Raw genomic sequence first — 20337 nt, 5'->3', positions numbered from 1 at the left:
GAGCCATGACCGAATCGGCAGGCGACGTACAAAGGTAGGGATAACGCATGAAGTTGGTCCGGGACAAAAGACCGTTGTACATGCAAGTGATGAGTATTCTGAAGGACCGTATTTTACACGGCGAATACCCGGTCGAGACGAACATTCCGTCCGAGCCGCTGCTCGAGCAGGAGTTCCAAGTCAGCAAAATTACGGTGCGCAATGCGATCAAGGCGCTCGTTCAGGAAGGCTACTTGGAGACAAGCAGCGGCAAAGGGACGAAGGTCATCCGCAATACGTCCACCTCTAAGCTGTCGAAGCTGAAACGGTTCACGGAAGTGCTCGTGGATGAGGGACGTCACATCCGCAAGCAACTGCTGTCGGCTGAAGCAGTGGATAACGAAGCCGGTACGGAAGCGTACCGTTTATTCGGCGCACGGAGCGTCCGAATCCAGCGGCTGTATCATTTGGATGGCGACCCGTATATCCATTACACGCATTATTTGTCCGCATCGCTCGTCCATTCGGCGCCTGATGAGCTGCACATCCAATCGCTGTATGACTGGCTTGAAGAGCAGGATGTCGTGCCGGACCGCTACCGCGACGAGTTCGCCGCGGCTGCTGTGCCCGAAGCGGTGGCAGAAGCGCTGCGCGTGGGCCTGTCTGCCGTGCTGCTGAAGCGTTCGCGCTTCGCTTATGACCAGAGCGGCGATCTGGTGGAATATAGCGTCGGCTATTATAATACCGAACGGCATCCTTATGTCGTCAATTACGATGTATAACCGGTTAAGCCGTTGATGGACTCCCTTACGCTCGGAACGCAGCGTACAGGGAGTTTTATTTTCCCAATAATAAGATCACACTAAGCGACAGACAAAGCGTCGGAAAGCGAGGTCGTCATGAAGCATTGGCTTCTGAGGTCGTTGAAACGGAAAATTACGTTCCTTCTGCTGATCTCGGTCTTGGTGCCGCTCATATCGCTCGGACTGTTCTCTTACTTAACCGCCTCCAAGCTGACTGAAGAGAAAGCGAAGCAATCAGGTATGAGCACACTCGGGCAAATCGGCACGAACTTGGCGTTTATAGTGAAGGACATTGAGAATATGTCTCTGTTTCTAATCGGCAACAAGGATGTTCAACTCTATCTCAACAGCTCGGTGTTCGAGGCGCAAAGGCAGCAGACGCGCATGATTGAGTTCGTATCCAATCTGGTCTATTCCAAGCCATATATATCCGACATTACGATTTATCCGAGCAGTCAAGCGAATCCGATTGCGAATCTCACGATCTTCCGGACGGAATTGCCGGACTTATCGGCTAATCATCCGAATGAGCCGAAGTGGACAGCGCCTTGGTGGTCGCCGCGTTATAACATTCATACGGCAGCCGGCCGGAAGCAGGTGTTCTCGTTCCTGCGGCCGATTCGCAGTACGAGCACGTTCAAGACGATCGGGAGGCTGGTCATTAGTCTGGATGAAGCGGTCGTTGCCCAGATGCTGCGCAATTCCGGCATCGAAGGAGAAGGACAGATTGTGCTTCTGGATGCGGATAACCGGATATTGTCCAGCTCGTACGATCCGCAGCCGGTGAAGCTCGATGACGTTCTGCCGGGATTGAAGCCGCTGGCGGGTGAGTCCAGGGCGATCTCCTATCGCGGAGAAACCGACAAAACCGTTCTTTATATGAAGCTGGACGGAACGAACTGGAAGCTGCTCGGCATTATTCCGTCTGCTGAATACCGGTCTCAGAACCGTTATGTGCTCGCCTTGACGGCAATTGCGGTCGGCGTAGCTCTGCTCATCATCGCGCTGCTCGTCATGTTCTTCGTACAAAGGCTGACGCATCCGCTTCGGATGCTGTCCGAATTTCTGAAAAATACAGACCCTGAAATGCCGATGCGCACTTATCCGGTCGAGTCGATGGACGAGGTCGGACAGCTCGTCCGCAGCTATAATCGTCTAAGCGGACGAATCGAGCGGCTGACCGAACAGGTGAAGCAGACGGAGGCAGAGCGGGTGCGGGTCGATATGATGGCGCTGCAGGCGCAAATCAATCCTCATTTTCTGTACAATACGCTCTCGTCTATTCATTGGATGGTGCTGATGAATCAGGACCACAAGACGGCTGAGATGGTCGGCAGCCTGAGTGATTTTTTGCGGTTCAGCTTGAATAAAGGGGAGCAATACTGCACCGTTGATCAGGAAATTGCGCATGTGCGGCATTATGCCGGCATTCAAGCGATACGGTATCCCGACAAGTTCGACATGCTGTTTACGGTGGACCCTGAACTGCGCAGCGCCAGGATGCTGAAGCTGCTGCTGCAGCCGTTGATCGAGAATGCGCTCGTACACGGCATCCAGAAGAAGGCGGACAGAGGAACGATCAGCGTCAATGCGAGCATGCAAGGCGCTTTGATGGTGTTTACGGTGGAAGATACGGGCGTTGGGATCGAGCCGTTGAAGCTGCAACAGCTTATTCGATCATTGAACGCTCCTGAAGGCCCGGGGCAGCCGCCGCGTGAAAGTTACGGTCTGCGCAACGTTCATCAGCGGCTGATGCTTCATTATGGCGCGGATGCCGGACTTCGAATCGACAGCGAGAAGGGCGTCGGTACAAGGATTCAGTTTATCGTGCCTGTTACGGAGGATGTGGAAAGATGAAGCTGCTAATCGTCGACGACGAGGTTATTATCCGCAATGGCTTAAGTACCGTCATTAATTGGCAGGATCTAGGATTTACGCTGCTGGCCCCGGCTTCTTCCGCGGAAGAAGCGATGTCCCGCCTTGAGGAAGAACGACCGAATATTGTTCTTACGGACATTCAAATGGGCGGGATGGGCGGCTTGGAGCTTGCGGCAGAGGTTAAGAATCGGCTCCCGGATACAGAAGTGATCATATTAACCGGCTATGATACGTTCGCATACGTTCAGCAAGCGCTTCGCGATGGCGTCAGCGATTACTTGCTTAAGATGAGCCGGCCGGAAGAAATTATTATGGCGGCCATGAAAGCGAAGCAGCGAATTCTTGCACGGCGCGAAGCGGCAGCGCAGGATATCCGTTCACGCGCTGTCCTGCGTGACCAACTGCTGGAGCGGCTGCTGACGGCGAGCGGTACGGATTCGCCTTCGGCGGAAGCGGTGCACGGCTTGCTCCCTGGATTATCCCGGGAAGGAGCGTCCTATGAAGTCGTTATCGTTGCTGCCTCCGGCTGGGGAGACGGCCTCTACAACGTACAGCTTGCTCACTTTGCGGTAGCCAATATGGTGCAGGAACTCATTGCTTGCGAGATCCTGCTGCGCAAAGACTGCGTGCTGCTCATACTGAGCCGGGACCGTACAAGCATTACAGCTGCAGCATTTCGGCAATCGCTGCAGGATATGCTCGGACGTGTCAGCCGCAAGCTGAAGTGCAGGCTATTCGCCGGTTTCGGCTCTTGGGTTGACGATTGGGGAAGCATCAAGCAATCGTACGAAGAAGCATCGCTGGCATTCTCCTATCGATTGATCGAAGGAGAGGAAGGCTGGGTTGGCTACGAGGACGTCTATGAACGCAAGGGAGGGTCGACCGTGTGCTCGCAAGAGCAGGAGGCGGAGCTGGTCGCCGCTCTGAAGAGCGGCAGCGTCATTGAACTGCGGAGATGGGTGAAGGCTGTGATCGGCAGCCAGCTAGCCGATGCCAGGGTTACGCCCGACTCCTTGAGAGCGTATATCCAATCCATCATCATTTCCAGTCACCGCTGGCTGGAGAGAATGTTTCAGTCACCTGGAGAGCAGCCATTGCAAGGCGAGTTGGTTCGTCAGCCGGAACGGATCGATTATACGAAGCAACCTGATGAGGCGCTGTTTATTGCCTTGAATGCGGTAATGGAGCTGTATCGGGACAATGTGAGCGGCGAGCGGGTTCCTTATGTGAAGCGGGCAGTCCTGTATATCCGGGACAATCTGGACAAAAACTTGACGCTCCAGCAGGTCGCGAAGCATGTTCATCTTCATCCGAACCACTTCAGTGAAATATTTAAGCGCGAGTCCGGTACGACTTACATCGAGTTCGTGACGAAGGAGCGGATGAGCCGGGCGATGGAGCTGCTCGAGCGAACGCCGGCGAAGATTAGTGAGATTGCCGGCCTTGTCGGCTACGAGGATGTCAAATATTTCAGCCAGCTGTTCAAGAAGTCGACGGGACGGACACCTTCTGAATTCCGGAGCAATACCTGATCGATGTCTACCCTCAAGCTGAAGATTGTCCCCTGCCTCTAAAGCTTGGCTGCCTCTATACTGAAATTGTCCCACTCATTCAGACACCAAGACAAAGGCAATCTTCAATTACCAGGAGGGGTTCTAATGATGATGAAAAAGAAAGCAACCGTTTTTCTTACCCTTGCACTTGCAGCGTCGCTCGCATTGACTGGCTGCGGATCGAAAGATAATGAAACGAAAACAGAAGGCGGCAAAAATAAAGTAACGCTAACGCTCTGGCATAACTATTCCGGAGACGATCAACGCGCGAAGACGATGCGTTCGATTATCGAGCAATTCCAGTCCAGCCATCCCGACATTAAGCTCGATGTGCAAGCCATTCCGCCGGACGGCTACCGTACTAGGCTGAAGACAGTCGCAGCAGCGAACGAGATGCCAGATTTGTTCGTTATGTGGCCGGGCGTCATGACGAAGGAGTTCCAAGCGGGCAATCTGATTCAGCCGATTAATGAACTGCTGGACAGCAAGAAGGAATGGAAGGATGGATTCCTGCCGGGATCGTTCGACGGCTTCACAGTCGGCAGCGACATCTACAGTGCGCCGATCGCGCTGTCTCCGACTTCGATCCTGTTCTATAATCAATCGATTCTGGAGCAAAATGGCCTGCAAGTTCCGAAGACATGGGACGAGCTTCTCCATGCGGTCGACGTCCTGAAGGGCAATAAAATGACGCCGATTGCGCTTGGCAACAAGGCCGCTTGGCTGGCACAATCGAGTATTTTCAGCTCGTTGGCAGACCGCGTGACCGGAACGGAATGGTTCTTGAAGGCGGCAGCTCAAGACGGCGCTAAATTTACGGATCCGGAATTCGTTAAGGCGCTCGGCTACATGAAGCAGCTCGGCGATGCAGGGGCATTCCCAGCAGGCTTTAACGCGATGGACAATACGCAGATGGAGCAATATTTTGCACAAGGCAAAGCAGCTATGATGATCGACGGAGGTTGGGCGCTGACGAATCTGGCGACGAGTGCTTCCGCAGAGGCGATGGCTCAGATGGGCGCATCAGTGCTGCCGTCCATGCCGGATGGTAAGGGTGATCCGAACACGATTTCCGGCGTCGTCGGAACCGGTATTGCGATGAGCAACAAAGTGACGGCTGAAGAGAAGGATGCGGCGTACGAGCTCATGTATGCAATGGCAGGTCCTGATGCACAGAAACGCGTGCTTGAGAGCAATCAGCTCGTTAGCTACAAAGTTGATCTGGATACGAGCAAAGTGACGCCGATCTTCGCCAAAGTGTACGAGCTGGTCAACACCGTGAATCGGACGCCGGTCTATGACGGTGTGCTGGGTTCCGCGGCGGCTGATGAAGTGAACAATGGTCTTCAAGAATTACTCATGGGCGGCAAGCCGGAATCCATCGCGAAGAAGATTCAAGAAGCGCAGGCAAGAGCGGTCCAAACCGACAGCAAATAACGCAACGAAGCTCATGAGCGGCTCCGCTCTTCCGTTGGAACGGAGCCGCTCAATTCCGTCATTATCGTCAACATCATCTACATCGTTATCATGAATGAAAGGGAGGGGAATGATATGAATTCTGCCAACCGCACAAGAGCGTTCATAGCGGTAGGGCTTCTCCCCGCACTGCTGCTATTCGTCACATTCGTTATTCTTCCGATCTTATGGTCAGCTTATTATGGCTTCTATGATTGGAAAGGCATCGGCAAAGCCACTTACATCGGGTTCGATAACTACGCGGAGGTTATACAGGACCCCGTCTTCTGGAAGTCTCTCCAAAATAATATGCTCATCGTCGCAGCATCCGTATTCGGCCAAGTGCCTATCGCTCTTGTGCTGGCGCTGCTGCTGATGAAAGGCTCGCGTCTTCATACGTTCATTCGGAGCGCGGTGTTTATGCCAATGGTGCTGTCATCCGTCGTTGTCGGTATTATATGGGGTTACATTTATCATCCGGAAATTGGCGTATTGAATTTCGTGCTTGATTCGATTGGACTTGGATCGTGGAAGCAGCAGTGGTTGTCCGATCCGGACGTATCCATGTACTCGATCATGGTGCCAATTATTTGGAATTACATCGGTCCTTATCTTATTATGTTTATCGCTGCGCTTAACAACATTGGCAGCGACATGGACGATGCGGCGAAGATTGACGGGGCGGAAGGGTCCCGCAAGCTGTTCTCCGTCACGCTGCCGCTCATCTGGGACACGATTAAGGTTGCGGTCGTCCTATGTATTTCGGGAAGCTTGAAAGCGTTTGATTTGATCTATGTGATGACCGGAGGCGGCCCTGCGCATTCGACGGAGCTGCTCGCGTCCTATATGTACAACAACACCTTCTCGATCTACCGTTACGGTTACGGCAGCGCAGTGTCGACCACGATCATCATCGTCAGCCTTTTGCTTGTCGCAGGCAGCCAATATCTGATGAAAAGAGGTGACCGTCTATGATGCTGCGCCGAACGAAAAGCGGGATCGTGAACGGCCTCATGATCATCTACGCGCTTATTACGCTTTATCCGCTCATTTGGTTGTTCATCAGTTCACTGAAGTCGAACGAGGAGTTCTACTCCCGTCCGTTCCAACTGCCGACGAAGTGGCATTGGGACAGTTTCTCCAGAGCATGGAAAATATCCGATATGGGAACGAGCATGCTGAACTCCATTATCGTAACGGCCTTGTCGCTCGTCCTTACGCTGGCGATCGGAGCGTTGGCGGCTTATGTCCTGTCCCGCTTCCAATTCCGGTTCAAGCTGCTTGTCATGGGATTGTTCCTTCTCGGCATGCTTATTCCGATTCACAGCACGCTGGTTCCATTGTTTATTATGATGAATCAGACCCATCTGTTGAATACGTACGGTGCGCTCATCCTGCCTTATGTCGCGTTCGAGCTGCCGATTGCCATATTCATTATTCAAGCTTATATGAACACGTTTCCGAAAGAAATCGAGGAAGCGGCTTTCATCGACGGTATCGGCTATTGGGGCATTTTCTTGCGGATGATGCTTCCGCTGTCCACTCCGGCACTGTCGACCGTAGCGATTCTCGCTGTGCTCCGCTTCTGGAACGATTTCTCATTCGCGCTCGTCTTTATTAGCAAGCCGGCGTTAAAAACGCTGCCGTTAAGTCTCTCAATGTTCGCTACCGGCTATATGACCGATTATCAATTGACGATGGCGGCATTGGCGATGGCGGTTGTTCCGACGATTATCGTATATCTGATCTTCCAGCGATCGATTATGCAAGGCATGATCGCGGGCGCCGTGAAAGGCTAGCGAGGGGAGGAACATCCCGAATGATGATTCGGTTGGATGGGGAAATCACGGATTTGCTGCCTGGCATACAGGCGCTGACTCCGGCGCTTGGCATTACGGTAAGCCGGGAGGAAGGCTTGCTTGTCCGGGTCGAGCGCTCTGGCAGCGGACTTGCGGCAGGCTTGGATGATGGCGAAGCGTATATTCGGTACGAGCACAAACATCAATTTTACCGGGCGCTTGGGCTTTTCGTGCAGCATGCAAGGAACGGACAACCTTTCAATATGAAGGAACAGCAGCATTTTGCCCAAGTCGGGCCGATGTTTGATCTGTCCCGCAATGCCGTATTAACAGTAGACAGCTTCAAGCGGATGCTCAACATGCTGGCGCTGATGGGCATGAATACCGTTATGCTGTATATGGAGGATACGTACGCGATTGAAGTTGAACCGTATTTCGGTTATATGCGCGGCCGTTATTCGCCAGAGGAATTGAAGGAAATTGACGATTATGCCGATCAATTCGGCATCGAAGCGTTCCCGAGCATCCAGACGCTTGCGCATTTGGAGGAATTTCTGAAGTGGGAGCCGGTCTCCTATTATAAGGATACGAAAGGCGCGCTGCTCGTCGGGGATGAGCGTACAGATCAGCTCGTTGAACGAATGGTCGAAACGGCGACAGCACCGTTCCGCAGCCGTAAAATCCATATCGGCATGGATGAAGCGGAAGAACTGGGCCGCGGCAAATATTTGGACCGGAACGGATATACCGAACGATTCAACATCATGACGGCGCACTTGAACAAAGTGCTGGAATCCGTTCGCAGCCGCGGCTTGCAGCCGATGATGTGGAGCGATATGTTTCTGAAGCTCGCTTCAGCGGACGGCAGAGAATATTATGACACGGACACGGCGATTCCGGACGATATGGCGGCCCGTATTCCGCGCGGCGTCGATATGGTGTACTGGGATTATGTAAACACTGAGCGTGAGGTGTACGAGAAGCTTATTGCGGCCCACCGGCCGCTGGGCAATCGGCTCGTATTCGCCGGTGCCGTATGGATATTCAATACGTTCGGCGTCAACTATGGCTTGTCGCTCGGTGCATCGGATACGGCGCTTCAGGTGTGTAAGGAGCAAGGCATCGATGAAGTGTATGCGACGATGTGGGGCGATGACGGCAACGAGGGCAATCCGTTTGCGGCCATGCTCGGTCTGCAGCTCTATGCGGAGCATGCCTACACATCCGGCAAGCCGGCATGGGAGCAGATTGCTGAGCGCGTGAAGTTCTGTACGGGCATCGATGCGGATACGTATTTGCTGTTGAAGCATTTGGACGAAACGCCGGGCGCGGAGCCGGACAACCGGAAGCAGAGCAATCCGTCCAAGTTTCTATTGTATCAAGACGTGCTGCTTGGGCTGTTCGACAAGCAGATCGAAGGGCTTCCGCTCGATGCGCACTACGCAGAGTTGGGGGAACGAATCAAGCAGAGCAGGACGGCAGGGCTTCGCCAGGACGAAGCATTCGACGTACCGGAGAAGCTATGCGGCGTGCTGAAGTTAAAGAGCGAGATCGGCATCAAGCTGAAAGCCGCCTACGATGGCGGCGACCTCGAAGCGCTTGTCCGAATGGCGAAGGTGGAGCTTCCGGCCATATCAGAGGCAGTCGGCCAGCTGCGTGCCGTACACCGTGCATTATGGCTTCGTACGTTCAAGCCGTTCGGCTGGGAAGTGCTGGACATCCGGTACGGCGGCGTTGTGAATCGGCTGGAGACGGCATCGGTGCGGCTGCTCGATTATGCAGACGGCCGAATCGCCCGGATTGAGGAGCTGGAGCAGGAAAGGCTGGTGTATAGCTCGGCCAACCGCTTCAACAACCGCGGGCTTGGCTGGTGCAGCTATTATTACCGAATGGCATCGCCGAACGTGTTCTACCATATTGTGAATCCATTCTAAACGAAGTGCCCGCAGACGGTCCTAATGGACCATGCTTCGGGCTTTTTTTGACGTCTGCAGCTTCGCGAATCCGTAGGGAAGAAAGCGATTGCGGGCTGGGCGGACACGGCGTTATGATGAGGAAGAATATGCGTAGAGAGAGGATGAACAGACCGATGGAAGCGGCAGAGGATCAACACAAGGATAGCGGCGGCAGCAGCGTCATCAGTTATTTAGAGATCGTGGACGTTCAATCCGGCGAACGTACCGTAATAGCCGAATTTCAGGCGCTGATTGAAGCGCCGAACTGGCTGAAGGACGGCAATAAGCTTATTTATAACCGGCAAGGGCGGCTGTACGCATTTGATATAACGACACGGGAGAGCAAGGAGATCGATTCCGGCTTCGCGGTTCACTGCAATAACGACCACGTGCTGTCGCCGGATCACGCGCATATTGCGGTCAGCCACCATACGAGGGAGGACGGCAAGTCGCGCATCTATGTACTTCCAACGAGCGGCGGCCGGCCGGAGCTCATTACGCCGCTCGGCCCGAGCTATTTGCACGGCTGGTCGCCCGACGGCAGTACGCTCGTATACTGTGCAGAGCGCGGCGGTCAGTATGATATATATACCATTCCCGCAACAGGCGGCTTGGAAGTCCAGTTGACCGATACCCCTGGCTTGGATGACGGGCCGGAATATTCGCCGGACGGCCGCCACATTTGGTTCAACTCTGTCCGGACAGGTCTCATGCAGGTGTGGCGGATGAACGCGGACGGCAGTGAACAGACGCAGATGACGTTCGACGAGAGCAACAATTGGTTCCCGCATGTTTCGCCGGACGGCGAGACCGTTGCTTATTTGACGTACCGGAAGGGCGATGTCGCCCCTGGCGATCATCCGGCCAACCGCAATGTCGAGATCAGGCTCATGCCAAGCAGCGGCGGCGAATTCCGTACGCTCGTCCAATTGTTCGGCGGGCAAGGCACGATCAACGTCAACTCGTGGTCGCCGGACGGCAAGAGGCTTGCGTTCGTTAGCTATCGGATTGTTTAATCCAACAACAGCAAAGAGCATAGCCTGCCAGCACAAAATCAAGCGGTCCGCATCGATACGAGCCGGCTCCCTGCGGAGGTTCAACGTATAGGTTGACAAAAAACGCCACCGACTATTTAATGTGGTAAGAGACGACCTACATTATGTTGAAGGCAGGGTACATCAATGGCAATAACGATACAGGATGTTATAGACCGGCTGTCGGGTACAGGGCTTGCTCATACGGTCGACAAGCTGACGGGCGGCAACCCGTCCGATGAAGTAACAGGCATTGGCGTCGCATTCATGCCGACGGTTCAGGTTATTTCCAAGGCGGCTGAGCTGGGCGTGAACTTGCTCATCCCGCATGAGGCGCATTACTACAGTCATTTCAATCCGATTGGGGAACTGATGGAGGATCCTGTCTATCTGGATAAGCTGAGGCTGATCGAGCAATCGGGCGTTGCGATTTTCCGCAATCATGATCATGTACATTTCCAAAATCCGGATATCATTACGGCAGGGCTGATCGATGAGCTGAAATGGACCAATTATGTGGAGAAGCATCATCCAATCTCCTCGATCTTGAAATTGCCTCCTATGACGCTGCAAGACGTCGCTGCGCATATTAAGGCGTCACTGGGCATCGGCTATATTCGTGTCATCGGCGAACTGAACATGACATGCGAGCGCGCTGGCGTGCTCGTCGGCTACCGCGGCGGCGCCGCGACTGCAATTCCTCTCGTTCATCCTGAACAACTGGATTTGCTTATCGTAGGCGAAAGCCAAGAGTGGGAGACGCCGGAATATATTCGTGATGCCGTCCAGCAAGGAAGGCAGAAAGCGCTGATCGTGCTTGGACATGCGGAGAGCGAAGTGCCTGGCATGCGCATGTTCGCCGAGCAGCTGCGGACGATGTTCGCTAGCGTGAAGGTGCATTATATCGAGGAGCAGCCGCTCTTCCAGATCGTCTAGTCTTATGCTTTTATTGTAAAGCGTTCCGTCGAATAGGCGGGGCGCTTCTTTGGTTCCGCTTCGATAGTGTTGTATAATATAGGAAAATAATGCGACCTGTCTTCATGGTTGCACGGATGGGGGACTCGAGCTAAATATGGAGTGGAACTACTACAACACATTCATTAAAGCATCAGCCGACTGCCCGGTTGAGACGGGAACCGTCCCTCCTGGCCGCAAGTCCGGGCCGACGAAGGCGGGTATCGAATATGAGCTTGCATCAGAGCAGCCTTATCATTACACGCAGGAGCAGCTTATGTACGAGGTATTCGTCCGGCAGCAGCAATTCTCGCCCGATGAACTGGCCGAGCGCGGGGAAGAACTTAGACAATCGTTCTTCGGCAAGCCGCAAGCTTGTATGAGAGCCTCGATGCTGCCGAAGCGGTATGGCTGGGGCCTTCATTTCAATGCCGAAGGGAAGCTGGCGATCGTGCCGCTCGAATCGGAAGCGTACCGTTATTATGCAGACGGCGGAGAAGGCGGTCTTCGGGTACTGGCTGCCATGCGGAACCGGAGAGCGTAAGTTTAACATGCTGCGGCGGTGCAGAATCTTGCCAAAGTTTTCCTCATGATATACAATCTCATCGTCTAATAGAAAGGCGGTTCGATTCGGGAACCATAACCGCCATTGGGAGGAGAACCTATTGTCTGCGACATCACCTGGACTCGGATCGGAGCCCGCAAGCCCGGTCCGCCTTGTCGGCCCGTTGATTGCGATTATCGTCGGCATTTTTATGGTTATTCTGGACACGACAGCTGTCAATGTCGCCCTGCCCACGTTGGGAAAAGATTTTGACCGTTCGTTGACGGTCGTTCAATGGACGATTACTGGCTACGCGCTCGCGCAAGCTGCCGTTATTCCGCTCGCGGGATGGATGTCCGACCGATTCGGCGCCAAGCAGGTTTTTATCGTCTCGCTCATTTTGTTTACGATCGGTTCGTTGCTGTGCGCGTTGGCCGAAACAGCAGAGCAATTGATCGCGTTCCGCATTGTGCAAGGACTTGGCGGCGGGATGGTCGTACCGATCGCATTCGCCGTAACGTACCGGATCAGCCCTCCGGAGAAGGTCGGCAGTATTATGGGGATGATGGGCATTCCGATCCTTCTCGCCCCGGCTACAGGTCCGATCATCGCAGGTTATCTTGTCGACTATGTGAGTTGGCATTGGATCTTCCTTATTAATTTGCCGATTGGTGTTGTTGGCGTCATCCTATGCATCCTGCAATTGCCGAAGCTTCCAAGCAGCTCGGCCGCTGCGCTCGACTTCTGGGGTGTCGTGCTCGGACCTTTGGCCTTTGCCGGATTATCGTACGGCATTACGGAAGGGGGCACGAGCTGGTCGTCGGACCGGACGATTATCGGTATTGCGGTCGGAGTCGCTTCGCTGCTCGCATTCATTGCAGTAGAACTCCTTCGCAAGCAGCAGCCGCTCCTGGAGCTGCGCGTGTTCCGTTCTTCTCTGTTTACCCGGGGAATTATCGTACAGTGGGTGCTGCAGTTCGTCATGTTCGGCATTATCTTTATGATTCCGTATTTCATGCAGCGGCTGATGGGAATGGACGCATTCCATGCCGGCCTATGGACGCTCCCGCAAGCGCTGGCGGCTGCCGTGTTCATGCCGGTTGGCGGCCGTCTGTACGACCGGATCGGCGCCCGTCCTCTCCTCATTGTCGGATTAACGCTCGTAACCGTCGGCGCGTATTTGATTTCCCGCATCGGACCGGATGAGAGCGCCTGGGCATTTCTGTTCCCGCGCGCGATGCTCGGCATGGGGATGGGGTTGTCGTTCCTGCCGCTCAATACGTATCTGATCCAATCTGCGCCGCCAAACTTAGTGAGCCGCGTGACATCGCTCACGAGCGCTACCCAGCAAGTTGTCACTTCGTTCGCTGTAGCGGGATTGACCACGCTGTTGGTCAGCAGAACGGACCATTACGCCGCAGGCGGGAATACGCCGGCAACGGAGGCGATGGGCAATGCGTTCCGCGATACGTATATGATTTTGGCCGGAATAGCGGTGCTCGGACTTCTGTTAGGCGTCACTTTGCGTAAGCTCAAAGCAGCACCGGCTGCATCGCCGGAGCATTCGATGAACGAGATGATGGGATAACCGATCATCAGGGACGCCCCTTGGTTTACACAGTAAAGGACCTCAATTTCCGCAGTCAAGCGGAAGCTGAGGTCCTTTTTCTCGAAGATTCGGTTAAAAGCCTTTCAGCAGCCTTTATTCGCAAGCCACACCATCGCCGTCGCGGTCGAGCTTCTGACTATAACCGGGATCGTCCCGGTGAAGCGGTGCGGCGCCCGCTTCCCGGACAGCGGTGCAATTGCGGTATGTAATATCCGGCTGGGCGGGGCCGATGCTGGATCCAGAACTTGAGCTGCCGCTTGAATCGGCGTTTGCATCGGGGCTTGTATTGATGTTTATACTATCCTCAGTAATCGAATCTTGGTCAGGTTGTACGCTTTGCTGCTTCGCAGATTCGGCCGTTGCCGAAGTGCCAGCTTCCGAAGGTCCGTCTGCGCCTTCGACGACGATCAGCACTCTTGTGCCGTCGGTATAAGAATCGAGCTCATTGCCGATCCAAGATCCCGCTCCGCGGTTATCGCTTGGCGTTACATAGCGAATATCGGCGCCATCCCCGCCTTCGGCACACATCGCCATCGGCCATTCGTCGCGGTCGTAGCCTTTTTTGGTCGGAATGCCTTCAAGCGAAGCTTTCCGATGGGCATCGGCTTCGTTTCTATCGATTGTGCAGACAGGAGATTCGCCTTGTGCAATCGCGTCCCGAATATGGCCAGCCGTCTCCGGGTAACGGTCGGACGGAAACACGATCCTAACGTCGTAGCCTTCTTGATCCGGATTAGCGGCGGGACGGGCTGGCGTGCATGATGCGATTGAAACCGCTATTGCACATACTAGAACAATTGTCCACACGACTCCAATGATACGGGCAGTCTTGCGGATGCGCCGCCAGCTTGCCGGCAGCATAATGAACGGGAGAATAAGCCGAATAATCTTTCGAAACACTGTCGCTTCAGCCCCTTGCTTCTGATGTTGTCTCACCTATTTTACTATAGGAAGGACCTGCTGCGGAGAGGTGAAATAACAGACGCCGTTCTGCTCCATGAGGCTCGTGTAGTGCTTCTGCAGACACATGCTCCCATAGGATCACCTGTCGCTTGCGGCGGCGGTTATGGTATCATGAAAAATAATAGAGCATAAATCGCACATGAATTTCGTTCGTGGAAGCGCTATCCTGAGCGGCTATTGTGCATTATGCAGCCGGCGGCAGAACGAAGAAGGCGAACGGTGAACGACCTAGCAAAGGAGACACGTTTCTTGTATAAAGTATTTCTTGTCGATGATGAACCTTTAGTACTGGAAGGCTTGAAGTTGTTGGTCGATTGGGAGACACACGGATTCGAAATATGCGGTGAAGCGAGAGACGGCGAGGAGGCGCTGCAAGCAATCGGGCAGATTCGTCCCGATCTGGTCGTTACCGATATTCGGATGCCCGTTATGAGCGGACTTGAGCTCATCCGGCAAGCGCGGGAGAGCTTGAATTCCGATTCGCATTTTATCGTATTGAGCGGTTACAGCGATTTCAGCTATGCGCATACCGCTATGCGTTATGAAGCGACGGATTATTTGTTGAAGCCGATCGATTCCGAGGAGTTCGACCGGGCATTGCGGAAGCTTCGCGCCGATCTGGATAAGCACCGTCAGGCGGCGCTGGCAAAAGCAAACGAGAAGCTGGCGTTCGCCCGTTACTCGCTTACGATGCTTGTGCAAGGAATGGAATCGTCCGGCATTGCGCAGCAAGCCGCGAACCGTCTAGGAATCGGACCGGATACCGAAGTATGCGTCATTCTCGCGGAAGAGCGCCTTGCGGACCATAGAGAGTCTGTGCAACGGGCAATAGAGGATGTTACCGCCGGAGGCGCGGACATGTTGTTGTTCCCGTTCGACGACGGAATCGGCCGAACCGGACTTATCGCTGCAGGCAAACCTGCTAACGTTGTTAATGTCCTGTCCAATTTGCGGGCGAACATCGCTAAACACGCGGCTGCGGATGTCTGGTTGTATGTGAGCGATTGGGGATTGGGACCATCCTATATGCACAAGCTGTATGAGCAGGCTGTTCAGTTAAGGGACAATCGTCCGTTTGGAACGGTTCTCTTGGCGGAGGAAGTGTACGGTGTCTCGCACTCGGACAGTGATGAGCCGGTTCCCGCAATCGTCATGGACTATGAAGACGAACTGGTTAGATTCATGGAGTCCGGAGACCCGCAGTCCATTACAGAGGCGGTGGACAGTTTATTCGCCCGTTTGTACAGCGAAGGGACTCCTCCGTCAGTCGCGCGCGCTATTGCTTCCGATCTGTCGGTCGTGCTGCTTCGCCGATATCCGTCCTCCGATACAGAGATGGACCGCAGCCCGAACACCGTCTCGACGGCTTTGCCGTATGCAGGCATACGCGAACTTCAGTCCACACTTGTCCGTTTGTGCGTGAATGCGTCCGAGAAACTGGGCCGTTCGGAGAAGAAGCCCATGGTCGCCGAAGCGGTCCGAATTGTAAAAGAGAGGTTCCGCAAGCCGTTGAAATTGCGTGATCTGGCAGAGGAACTGCAGTATCAACCGGCTTATCTGGGGCAATTGTTCAAGAAGGAAACCGGTGTCTCCTTTCATGAATTTCTTAACACGACAAGAATTGAGGAGGCGAAGTCGCTGCTTCGCCGCACCGATATGAAGATTGCGGAAGTCGCCAAAAATGTCGGATTCTCCGACGCGGAAGATTTCTCCCGCCAATTCAAATCGATTGCCGGCATGCCGCCCTCCGCGTACAAAAACCAAGCAAAACGGGGGTCATAATTCGAATGCGCCTTTTTTCCGGTCTGTTCCGCAAAGTAAATGACATCTCGCTGAACTACAAGTTTAGCCTTATTTATTTGCTCTGCGTGCTTATCCCGATCATATCGATCAATGTGATGTTCTTCGAACAAGTATCCCGCAACATACAAGTAAGAGAAGAGCGGAACCTGCAGATTACGATGGACCGGGCCGTCAAGGAACTAAGGGATACTCTTCTCGGTGCAGTGACGCTTAGCCATTCGATATCGGTCGACCGTTCGTTTTATGAGAAGCTTGATGCGCAGTATGAGGATACAGTCGCATATTACGAATCGCTTAATTCAGGCCTGAGGGATAAAATGACGCCATTCCTGTCCGCTTATCCTTATGTCGACACCATCGGCGTCTATACGGATAACCCGACGATCGAGAGCGGAGGGAACTATTTCTTCTTGTCCGACAGTATCCGCAGCAGCGTCTGGTACGGTCTTATGCAGCAAGTCGGCGGGCCGATCGGCTTGCTCGTGCACAGAGAGCCTAGCCCGATGAACGCGGAGAAGAAGAAAACATATTTCAGCGTCGTACGCGAAATGAACGAGTACCCGATCTACAGCTCGTACCAGAAATGGCTGAAGATCGATATTAGCATTGGCCGGATCGATCAATTAATTAATCAGGATAAGCTGGACTTGGACTTGTCGCTCATTGATCCGTACGGCAGAATCGTATTCTCTACCAACCAACCGAGGCTTAACGACAATGAAGCTTTCCCTATATATAAGGAAAATGAGTCGGCAGACGAAGGCAATTCGCTCGTATTCGAACGTCCGCTCGGTCAAGCCAATTATTTCGCAGGCTGGAAGCTTATCGGCACGGCTGACCCGCATCGTATCTCTGCAGCACTGTTCGAGTCGAGGAAATTTATTTGGGTAGTCGGCATTGTAAGCACATTTGTTCCAACGGCGCTAATTATTATTATTCTCCGTTCGTATAATGACCGTATTAAACGTCTGCTGCGCCATATGACCAAAGTAAAGAACGGCAAGTTCGACTTGATCGAGACGATGGAAGGCAAGGATGAGATCGGCGGGCTCATCCGGAGCTTCAATATGATGACGACGAAAATTCATTCCCTTATCCATGACGTGTATGAGCTGGAGATCCAGAAGAAGGATCTGGAGCTTGAGAGCGTACGGGCCGAGATGAATTTGCTGCAAAGCCAGATGAATCCTCATTTCTTGTTTAATACGCTTAATGCGCTTCTCGTCGTCAGCGCCAAGAATAAGTATAAGGATATAACAGAAATTATTCGCAACTTATCGCTGCTGCTGCGCCGGATGATTGACTGGTCCGAGGATTTGGTGCCTTTGCGCGAGGAGCTTCATTTTACCGAAATGTATTTGCAAATCGAGAAATTCCGGTTCTCCGACCGGTTCGACTATACGATACGGATTGATGAAGGAGCAGAGGGGCTGCCGGTACCGAAGATGTGTGTGCAGACGCTTGTCGAGAATGCTTGCAAGCATGGACTTCAGGCGGTCAAGGGCATGCGCCAAATTCGGATCGATGTCAAAATTGTTTCAGCCTATATGATCGTCGAAGTTGAAGATAACGGCATCGGCATGAGTCCGGAGCAACTCGGCGCCATTAAGGAGCTGGTGCGGGAACCGCGAAGCAACGGTGAAAGCATAGGGTTGCGCAACGTCTATCAGCGGCTCCGATTGTACTATGACGACAGGGTCGACTTCCGGATCGACAGCGAGCCGGACAGCGGGACGAGAGTGATGTTTAGAATGCCGATTCGCGCTCAATTTCTAGAGAGAGGAGAGCTTCCGAATGTATAAAGCTTTGTTAGTCGACGATGAACCTCTCGCTATTGAAGGGTTAAAGCTGTTTATCGATTGGGAAGCCTACGGATTCGAAATATGCGGCACTTGCGAGAATGGGGAGGAAGCCGTTCAGGCGATTCAGGAACTGAAGCCTGATGTAGTCTTCACCGATATTCGTATGCCTGCTGTAGATGGATTGGAGCTGATTGAGCGGGCGAACGAACTAACCGATTATAAAATTCATTTCGTCGTGCTCAGCGGGTACAGTGATTTTGAATTTGCACAGCGGGCGCTGCGGAGCGGAGTTGCGCATTATTTGCTCAAGCCGATTATCCCAAGCGAAGCTTCTGCTGTTATGACCGATATCCAGCACAAGCTGGACGAAGAGCGCCGCGTGGCTGTCGAGCAGGGTCAAGACGGACGAGAGCATCCAGAGGAAGTGATGCATCGGCTGATCGGAAATGAAAGCCCTTTACTGACGGAAGCGGATTCCGCACTCGTTCAGACGTTGTCCGGGCAGTGCGGGGAATGGCGTGTGATGCTGCTGGAATGGAGCGGGGACGAGTCGATCGGGTTGCCGATCAAGCAGCTGTCGTCGGAATTCGAGCATCTCTATGTGCTTGTTCAGAGCGCAAGCACGTTTCTGCTCGTGCATGGAATGAAGCAAGGCAGCGGAGACTCGCAGCTTGTTATTGATGAACTGCAGCGGTTATTGTCGGCTTCGCAATATCGTATTTCTGTCGGTCTTCCGCAGCATGAGCTATCTGATATAAGGAAATCCTATTGGTCCGCATCCGAATGCATGAAAAACTTTTTCTTCGAGACATCCGGCAGCGAGTTGGTTCTTTATGCACAGGAAGATGCAGGCTTGGCTTCGTCTGAGCTTAACGGATGCTGGGAGAATCAGGTGTTGCTGGAGGCGGTGGAATGGGGCGATAAGTCCCGTCTCGCAGGCGAGATTGAACGGATGAAAGTCCTATTCCGCGAGCGGCGCGTTGATCCGGCGTGGATCGTCTCGTTCATCGAGCATCTCGTCTACCGCTGCCTGTTGCTGTTGAAAGAATCGGATATTGATACGTCCGCCGTGTTCAGAACATGGGAGGAGCGCGGAGCTTCCATGAATGCAATGAACGATCTGGAGAACCGGTTCGATACGTTCAACCGTTTTGCTATCGATGTTATTGACGAGCTGGTCAAGAAAAGGGAAGAGAGAGGCAAGCACCCGCTTAAGGAAGCGGAGAAATATATACTTGATCATTACCGCGAATCGATTACGGTCAAGGACCTCGCGGAACGTTTCTTCATGAATCCGTCTTACTTAGGCCAGGCGTTTCAAGCGCGCTACGACCGCGGCATCCTGGAGTATGTGCACGATTTGCGTATCGAGGATGCTAGACAGCAGATGCAGGCAGAGCCTCAGCGCAAGATGGTCGATATCGCGGAAAGCGTAGGCTATTCGCACTATAACCATTTTTTGAAAGAATATGAAAAGCGCTTTCATTCTAAGCCGACAGAATTCACGAACGTGTCGAATCCCCCCGTTGTTTCATAATTTTCGGGGGGGTTAACCTATAATACGTGAATTGTAACCGTATTCAAAAAGTAGATAATAAAAAGGGTACGGAACACCTTTAGATACTTCATAAACAGTTCCGTAAAAGTTAAGGAGGGACATTGCATGGGGGTTAACGTAAAAAGATCGGCTATGCTGAGCATGGCCACTGTTCTGACACTCGGCACTTTGTTGGTTGCTTGTTCGGACAAGAAGGAAGATCCTAAGCCAGCAGATGCAACCGCTACCACGACGACGGATACGGGAACGGATACGGCAAAAGATCCAGCCGCTGAGCAGGTAAAACCGATCACGATTTCGGCATTCATCGGTGCTCAAGGTCCAATTCCGAACGAAGACAACAAGATCTACAAAAAGATTAAAGACGAGCTCGGCGTAACGATGAAAGAGGAGTACCTCGTAGGCGACATCGAGCAAAAGCTCGGCGTAATGATCGCTGGCGGCGACTACCCGGACATCATCACAGCTAATCCTAAGCTGGTAAATGCCGGAGCAATGATTCCGCTGGAAGACCTGATCGAGCAAAACGCTCCGCGTCTGAAAGAGCACTATGCTAAAGTTTGGGAGCAAATGAAAGATCCAGCTGACGGCCACATCTACTGGCTGCCTAACTACGGCGTATACCAAGGTGAATTTGTAACGACGTTC

General features: G+C 53.2%; 15 protein-coding genes and 2 pseudogenes. 15 read left to right on the top strand and 2 right to left on the bottom strand.

Annotated elements, in window-relative coordinates:
• Positions 1–47 precede the first annotated feature (47 nt).
• From PKO01S_RS25815 to PKO01S_RS25765, 11 genes are all read left to right on the top strand, one after another.
• On the top strand, positions 48–761 hold the full coding sequence (locus PKO01S_RS25815) for a GntR family transcriptional regulator (RefSeq protein WP_127534324.1): 714 nt from the start codon (positions 48–50) through the stop codon (positions 759–761).
• A gap of 117 nt (positions 762–878) precedes the next feature.
• On the top strand, positions 879–2639 hold the full coding sequence (locus tag PKO01S_RS25810; protein ID WP_127534323.1) for a cache domain-containing sensor histidine kinase: 1761 nt from the start codon (positions 879–881) through the stop codon (positions 2637–2639).
• On the top strand, positions 2636–4192 hold the full coding sequence (locus PKO01S_RS25805) for a response regulator (RefSeq protein WP_127534322.1): 1557 nt from the start codon (positions 2636–2638) through the stop codon (positions 4190–4192). Before PKO01S_RS25810 ends, PKO01S_RS25805 begins: the two co-directional genes overlap by 4 nt.
• A gap of 132 nt (positions 4193–4324) precedes the next feature.
• Positions 4325–5650, top strand: coding sequence for an extracellular solute-binding protein (locus tag PKO01S_RS25800; protein WP_174818614.1), 1326 nt, complete (start codon positions 4325–4327; stop codon positions 5648–5650).
• 114 nt (positions 5651–5764) lie between these two features.
• The gene (locus PKO01S_RS25795; RefSeq protein WP_127534321.1) at positions 5765–6643 is read left to right on the top strand and encodes a carbohydrate ABC transporter permease; all 879 of its coding nucleotides are present in this window, start codon (positions 5765–5767) and stop codon (positions 6641–6643) included.
• Positions 6640–7467 carry a carbohydrate ABC transporter permease gene (locus PKO01S_RS25790; RefSeq protein ID WP_127534320.1) on the top strand — a complete coding sequence of 276 codons (828 nt, stop codon included), beginning with the start codon at positions 6640–6642 and terminating at the stop codon, positions 7465–7467. Before PKO01S_RS25795 ends, PKO01S_RS25790 begins: the two co-directional genes overlap by 4 nt.
• 20 nt (positions 7468–7487) lie before the next feature.
• Entirely contained in the window at positions 7488–9401 is a 1914-nt protein-coding gene (locus PKO01S_RS25785) for a beta-N-acetylhexosaminidase (protein WP_127534319.1), read from the top strand.
• 155 nt (positions 9402–9556) lie between these two features.
• On the top strand, positions 9557–10438 hold the full coding sequence (locus PKO01S_RS25780) for a TolB family protein (protein WP_127534327.1): 882 nt from the start codon (positions 9557–9559) through the stop codon (positions 10436–10438).
• Positions 10439–10603: 165 nt separating this feature from the next.
• Positions 10604–11392, top strand: coding sequence for a Nif3-like dinuclear metal center hexameric protein (locus PKO01S_RS25775; RefSeq protein ID WP_127534318.1), 789 nt, complete (start codon positions 10604–10606; stop codon positions 11390–11392).
• Between the two features lie 136 nt (positions 11393–11528).
• The gene (locus tag PKO01S_RS25770; RefSeq protein WP_127534317.1) at positions 11529–11954 is read left to right on the top strand and encodes a DUF6157 family protein; all 426 of its coding nucleotides are present in this window, start codon (positions 11529–11531) and stop codon (positions 11952–11954) included.
• Positions 11955–12075: 121 nt separating this feature from the next.
• Positions 12076–13542, top strand: a complete 1467-nt coding sequence (locus PKO01S_RS25765; RefSeq protein ID WP_246070741.1) for a DHA2 family efflux MFS transporter permease subunit — start codon at positions 12076–12078, stop codon at positions 13540–13542.
• 114 nt (positions 13543–13656) lie between these two features.
• On the opposite strand, the gene PKO01S_RS29500 is transcribed toward PKO01S_RS25765, so the two are convergent.
• Positions 13657–13977 carry an excalibur calcium-binding domain-containing protein gene (locus PKO01S_RS29500; protein ID WP_246070742.1) on the bottom strand — a complete coding sequence of 107 codons (321 nt, stop codon included), beginning with the start codon at positions 13975–13977 and terminating at the stop codon, positions 13657–13659.
• Positions 13960–14424: pseudogene (locus tag PKO01S_RS29495) on the bottom strand (NucA/NucB deoxyribonuclease domain-containing protein); the annotation flags it as partial. The pseudogene PKO01S_RS29495 and the gene PKO01S_RS29500, both read right to left, overlap by 18 nt.
• Before the next feature lie 351 nt (positions 14425–14775).
• On the opposite strand from PKO01S_RS29495, the gene PKO01S_RS25755 reads away from it, so the two are divergent.
• The 4 genes and pseudogenes from PKO01S_RS25755 to PKO01S_RS29490 all read left to right on the top strand — a co-directional run.
• A complete protein-coding gene (locus PKO01S_RS25755; RefSeq protein WP_164779774.1) occupies positions 14776–16308 on the top strand; it encodes a response regulator transcription factor in 1533 nt (510 codons plus the stop codon).
• 5 nt (positions 16309–16313) lie between these two features.
• Positions 16314–18131: a sensor histidine kinase gene (locus PKO01S_RS25750; protein WP_127534315.1), complete on the top strand. Its 1818-nt coding sequence runs from the start codon at positions 16314–16316 to the stop codon at positions 18129–18131.
• The gene (locus PKO01S_RS25745) at positions 18124–19668 is read left to right on the top strand and encodes a response regulator (RefSeq protein ID WP_127534314.1); all 1545 of its coding nucleotides are present in this window, start codon (positions 18124–18126) and stop codon (positions 19666–19668) included. Before PKO01S_RS25750 ends, PKO01S_RS25745 begins: the two co-directional genes overlap by 8 nt.
• 126 nt (positions 19669–19794) lie before the next feature.
• Positions 19795–20337: pseudogene (locus PKO01S_RS29490) on the top strand (sugar ABC transporter substrate-binding protein); the annotation flags it as partial.

The organism is Paenibacillus kobensis NBRC 15729 (assembly GCF_004000825.1).
GTDB classification, from domain to species: Bacteria; Bacillota; Bacilli; order Paenibacillales; family Paenibacillaceae; genus Paenibacillus_T; species Paenibacillus_T kobensis.
Note: the sequence above shows the minus strand (reverse complement) of the source record. Positions and strands in the feature narration are given on the sequence as shown.

Coding starts and splice junctions, on each gene's coding strand:
- PKO01S_RS25810 (WP_127534323.1), top strand. CDS start 879: ATGAAGCATTGGCTTCTGAGGTCGTTGAAACGGAAAATTACGTTCCTT.
- PKO01S_RS25800 (WP_174818614.1), top strand. CDS start 4,325: ATGAAAAAGAAAGCAACCGTTTTTCTTACCCTTGCACTTGCAGCGTCG.
- PKO01S_RS25795 (WP_127534321.1), top strand. CDS start 5,765: ATGAATTCTGCCAACCGCACAAGAGCGTTCATAGCGGTAGGGCTTCTC.
- PKO01S_RS25780 (WP_127534327.1), top strand. CDS start 9,557: ATGGAAGCGGCAGAGGATCAACACAAGGATAGCGGCGGCAGCAGCGTC.
- PKO01S_RS25775 (WP_127534318.1), top strand. CDS start 10,604: ATGGCAATAACGATACAGGATGTTATAGACCGGCTGTCGGGTACAGGG.
- PKO01S_RS25785 (WP_127534319.1), top strand. CDS start 7,488: ATGATGATTCGGTTGGATGGGGAAATCACGGATTTGCTGCCTGGCATA.
- PKO01S_RS25770 (WP_127534317.1), top strand. CDS start 11,529: ATGGAGTGGAACTACTACAACACATTCATTAAAGCATCAGCCGACTGC.
- PKO01S_RS25750 (WP_127534315.1), top strand. CDS start 16,314: ATGCGCCTTTTTTCCGGTCTGTTCCGCAAAGTAAATGACATCTCGCTG.
- PKO01S_RS25805 (WP_127534322.1), top strand. CDS start 2,636: ATGAAGCTGCTAATCGTCGACGACGAGGTTATTATCCGCAATGGCTTA.
- PKO01S_RS25815 (WP_127534324.1), top strand. CDS start 48: ATGAAGTTGGTCCGGGACAAAAGACCGTTGTACATGCAAGTGATGAGT.
- PKO01S_RS25745 (WP_127534314.1), top strand. CDS start 18,124: ATGTATAAAGCTTTGTTAGTCGACGATGAACCTCTCGCTATTGAAGGG.
- PKO01S_RS25790 (WP_127534320.1), top strand. CDS start 6,640: ATGATGCTGCGCCGAACGAAAAGCGGGATCGTGAACGGCCTCATGATC.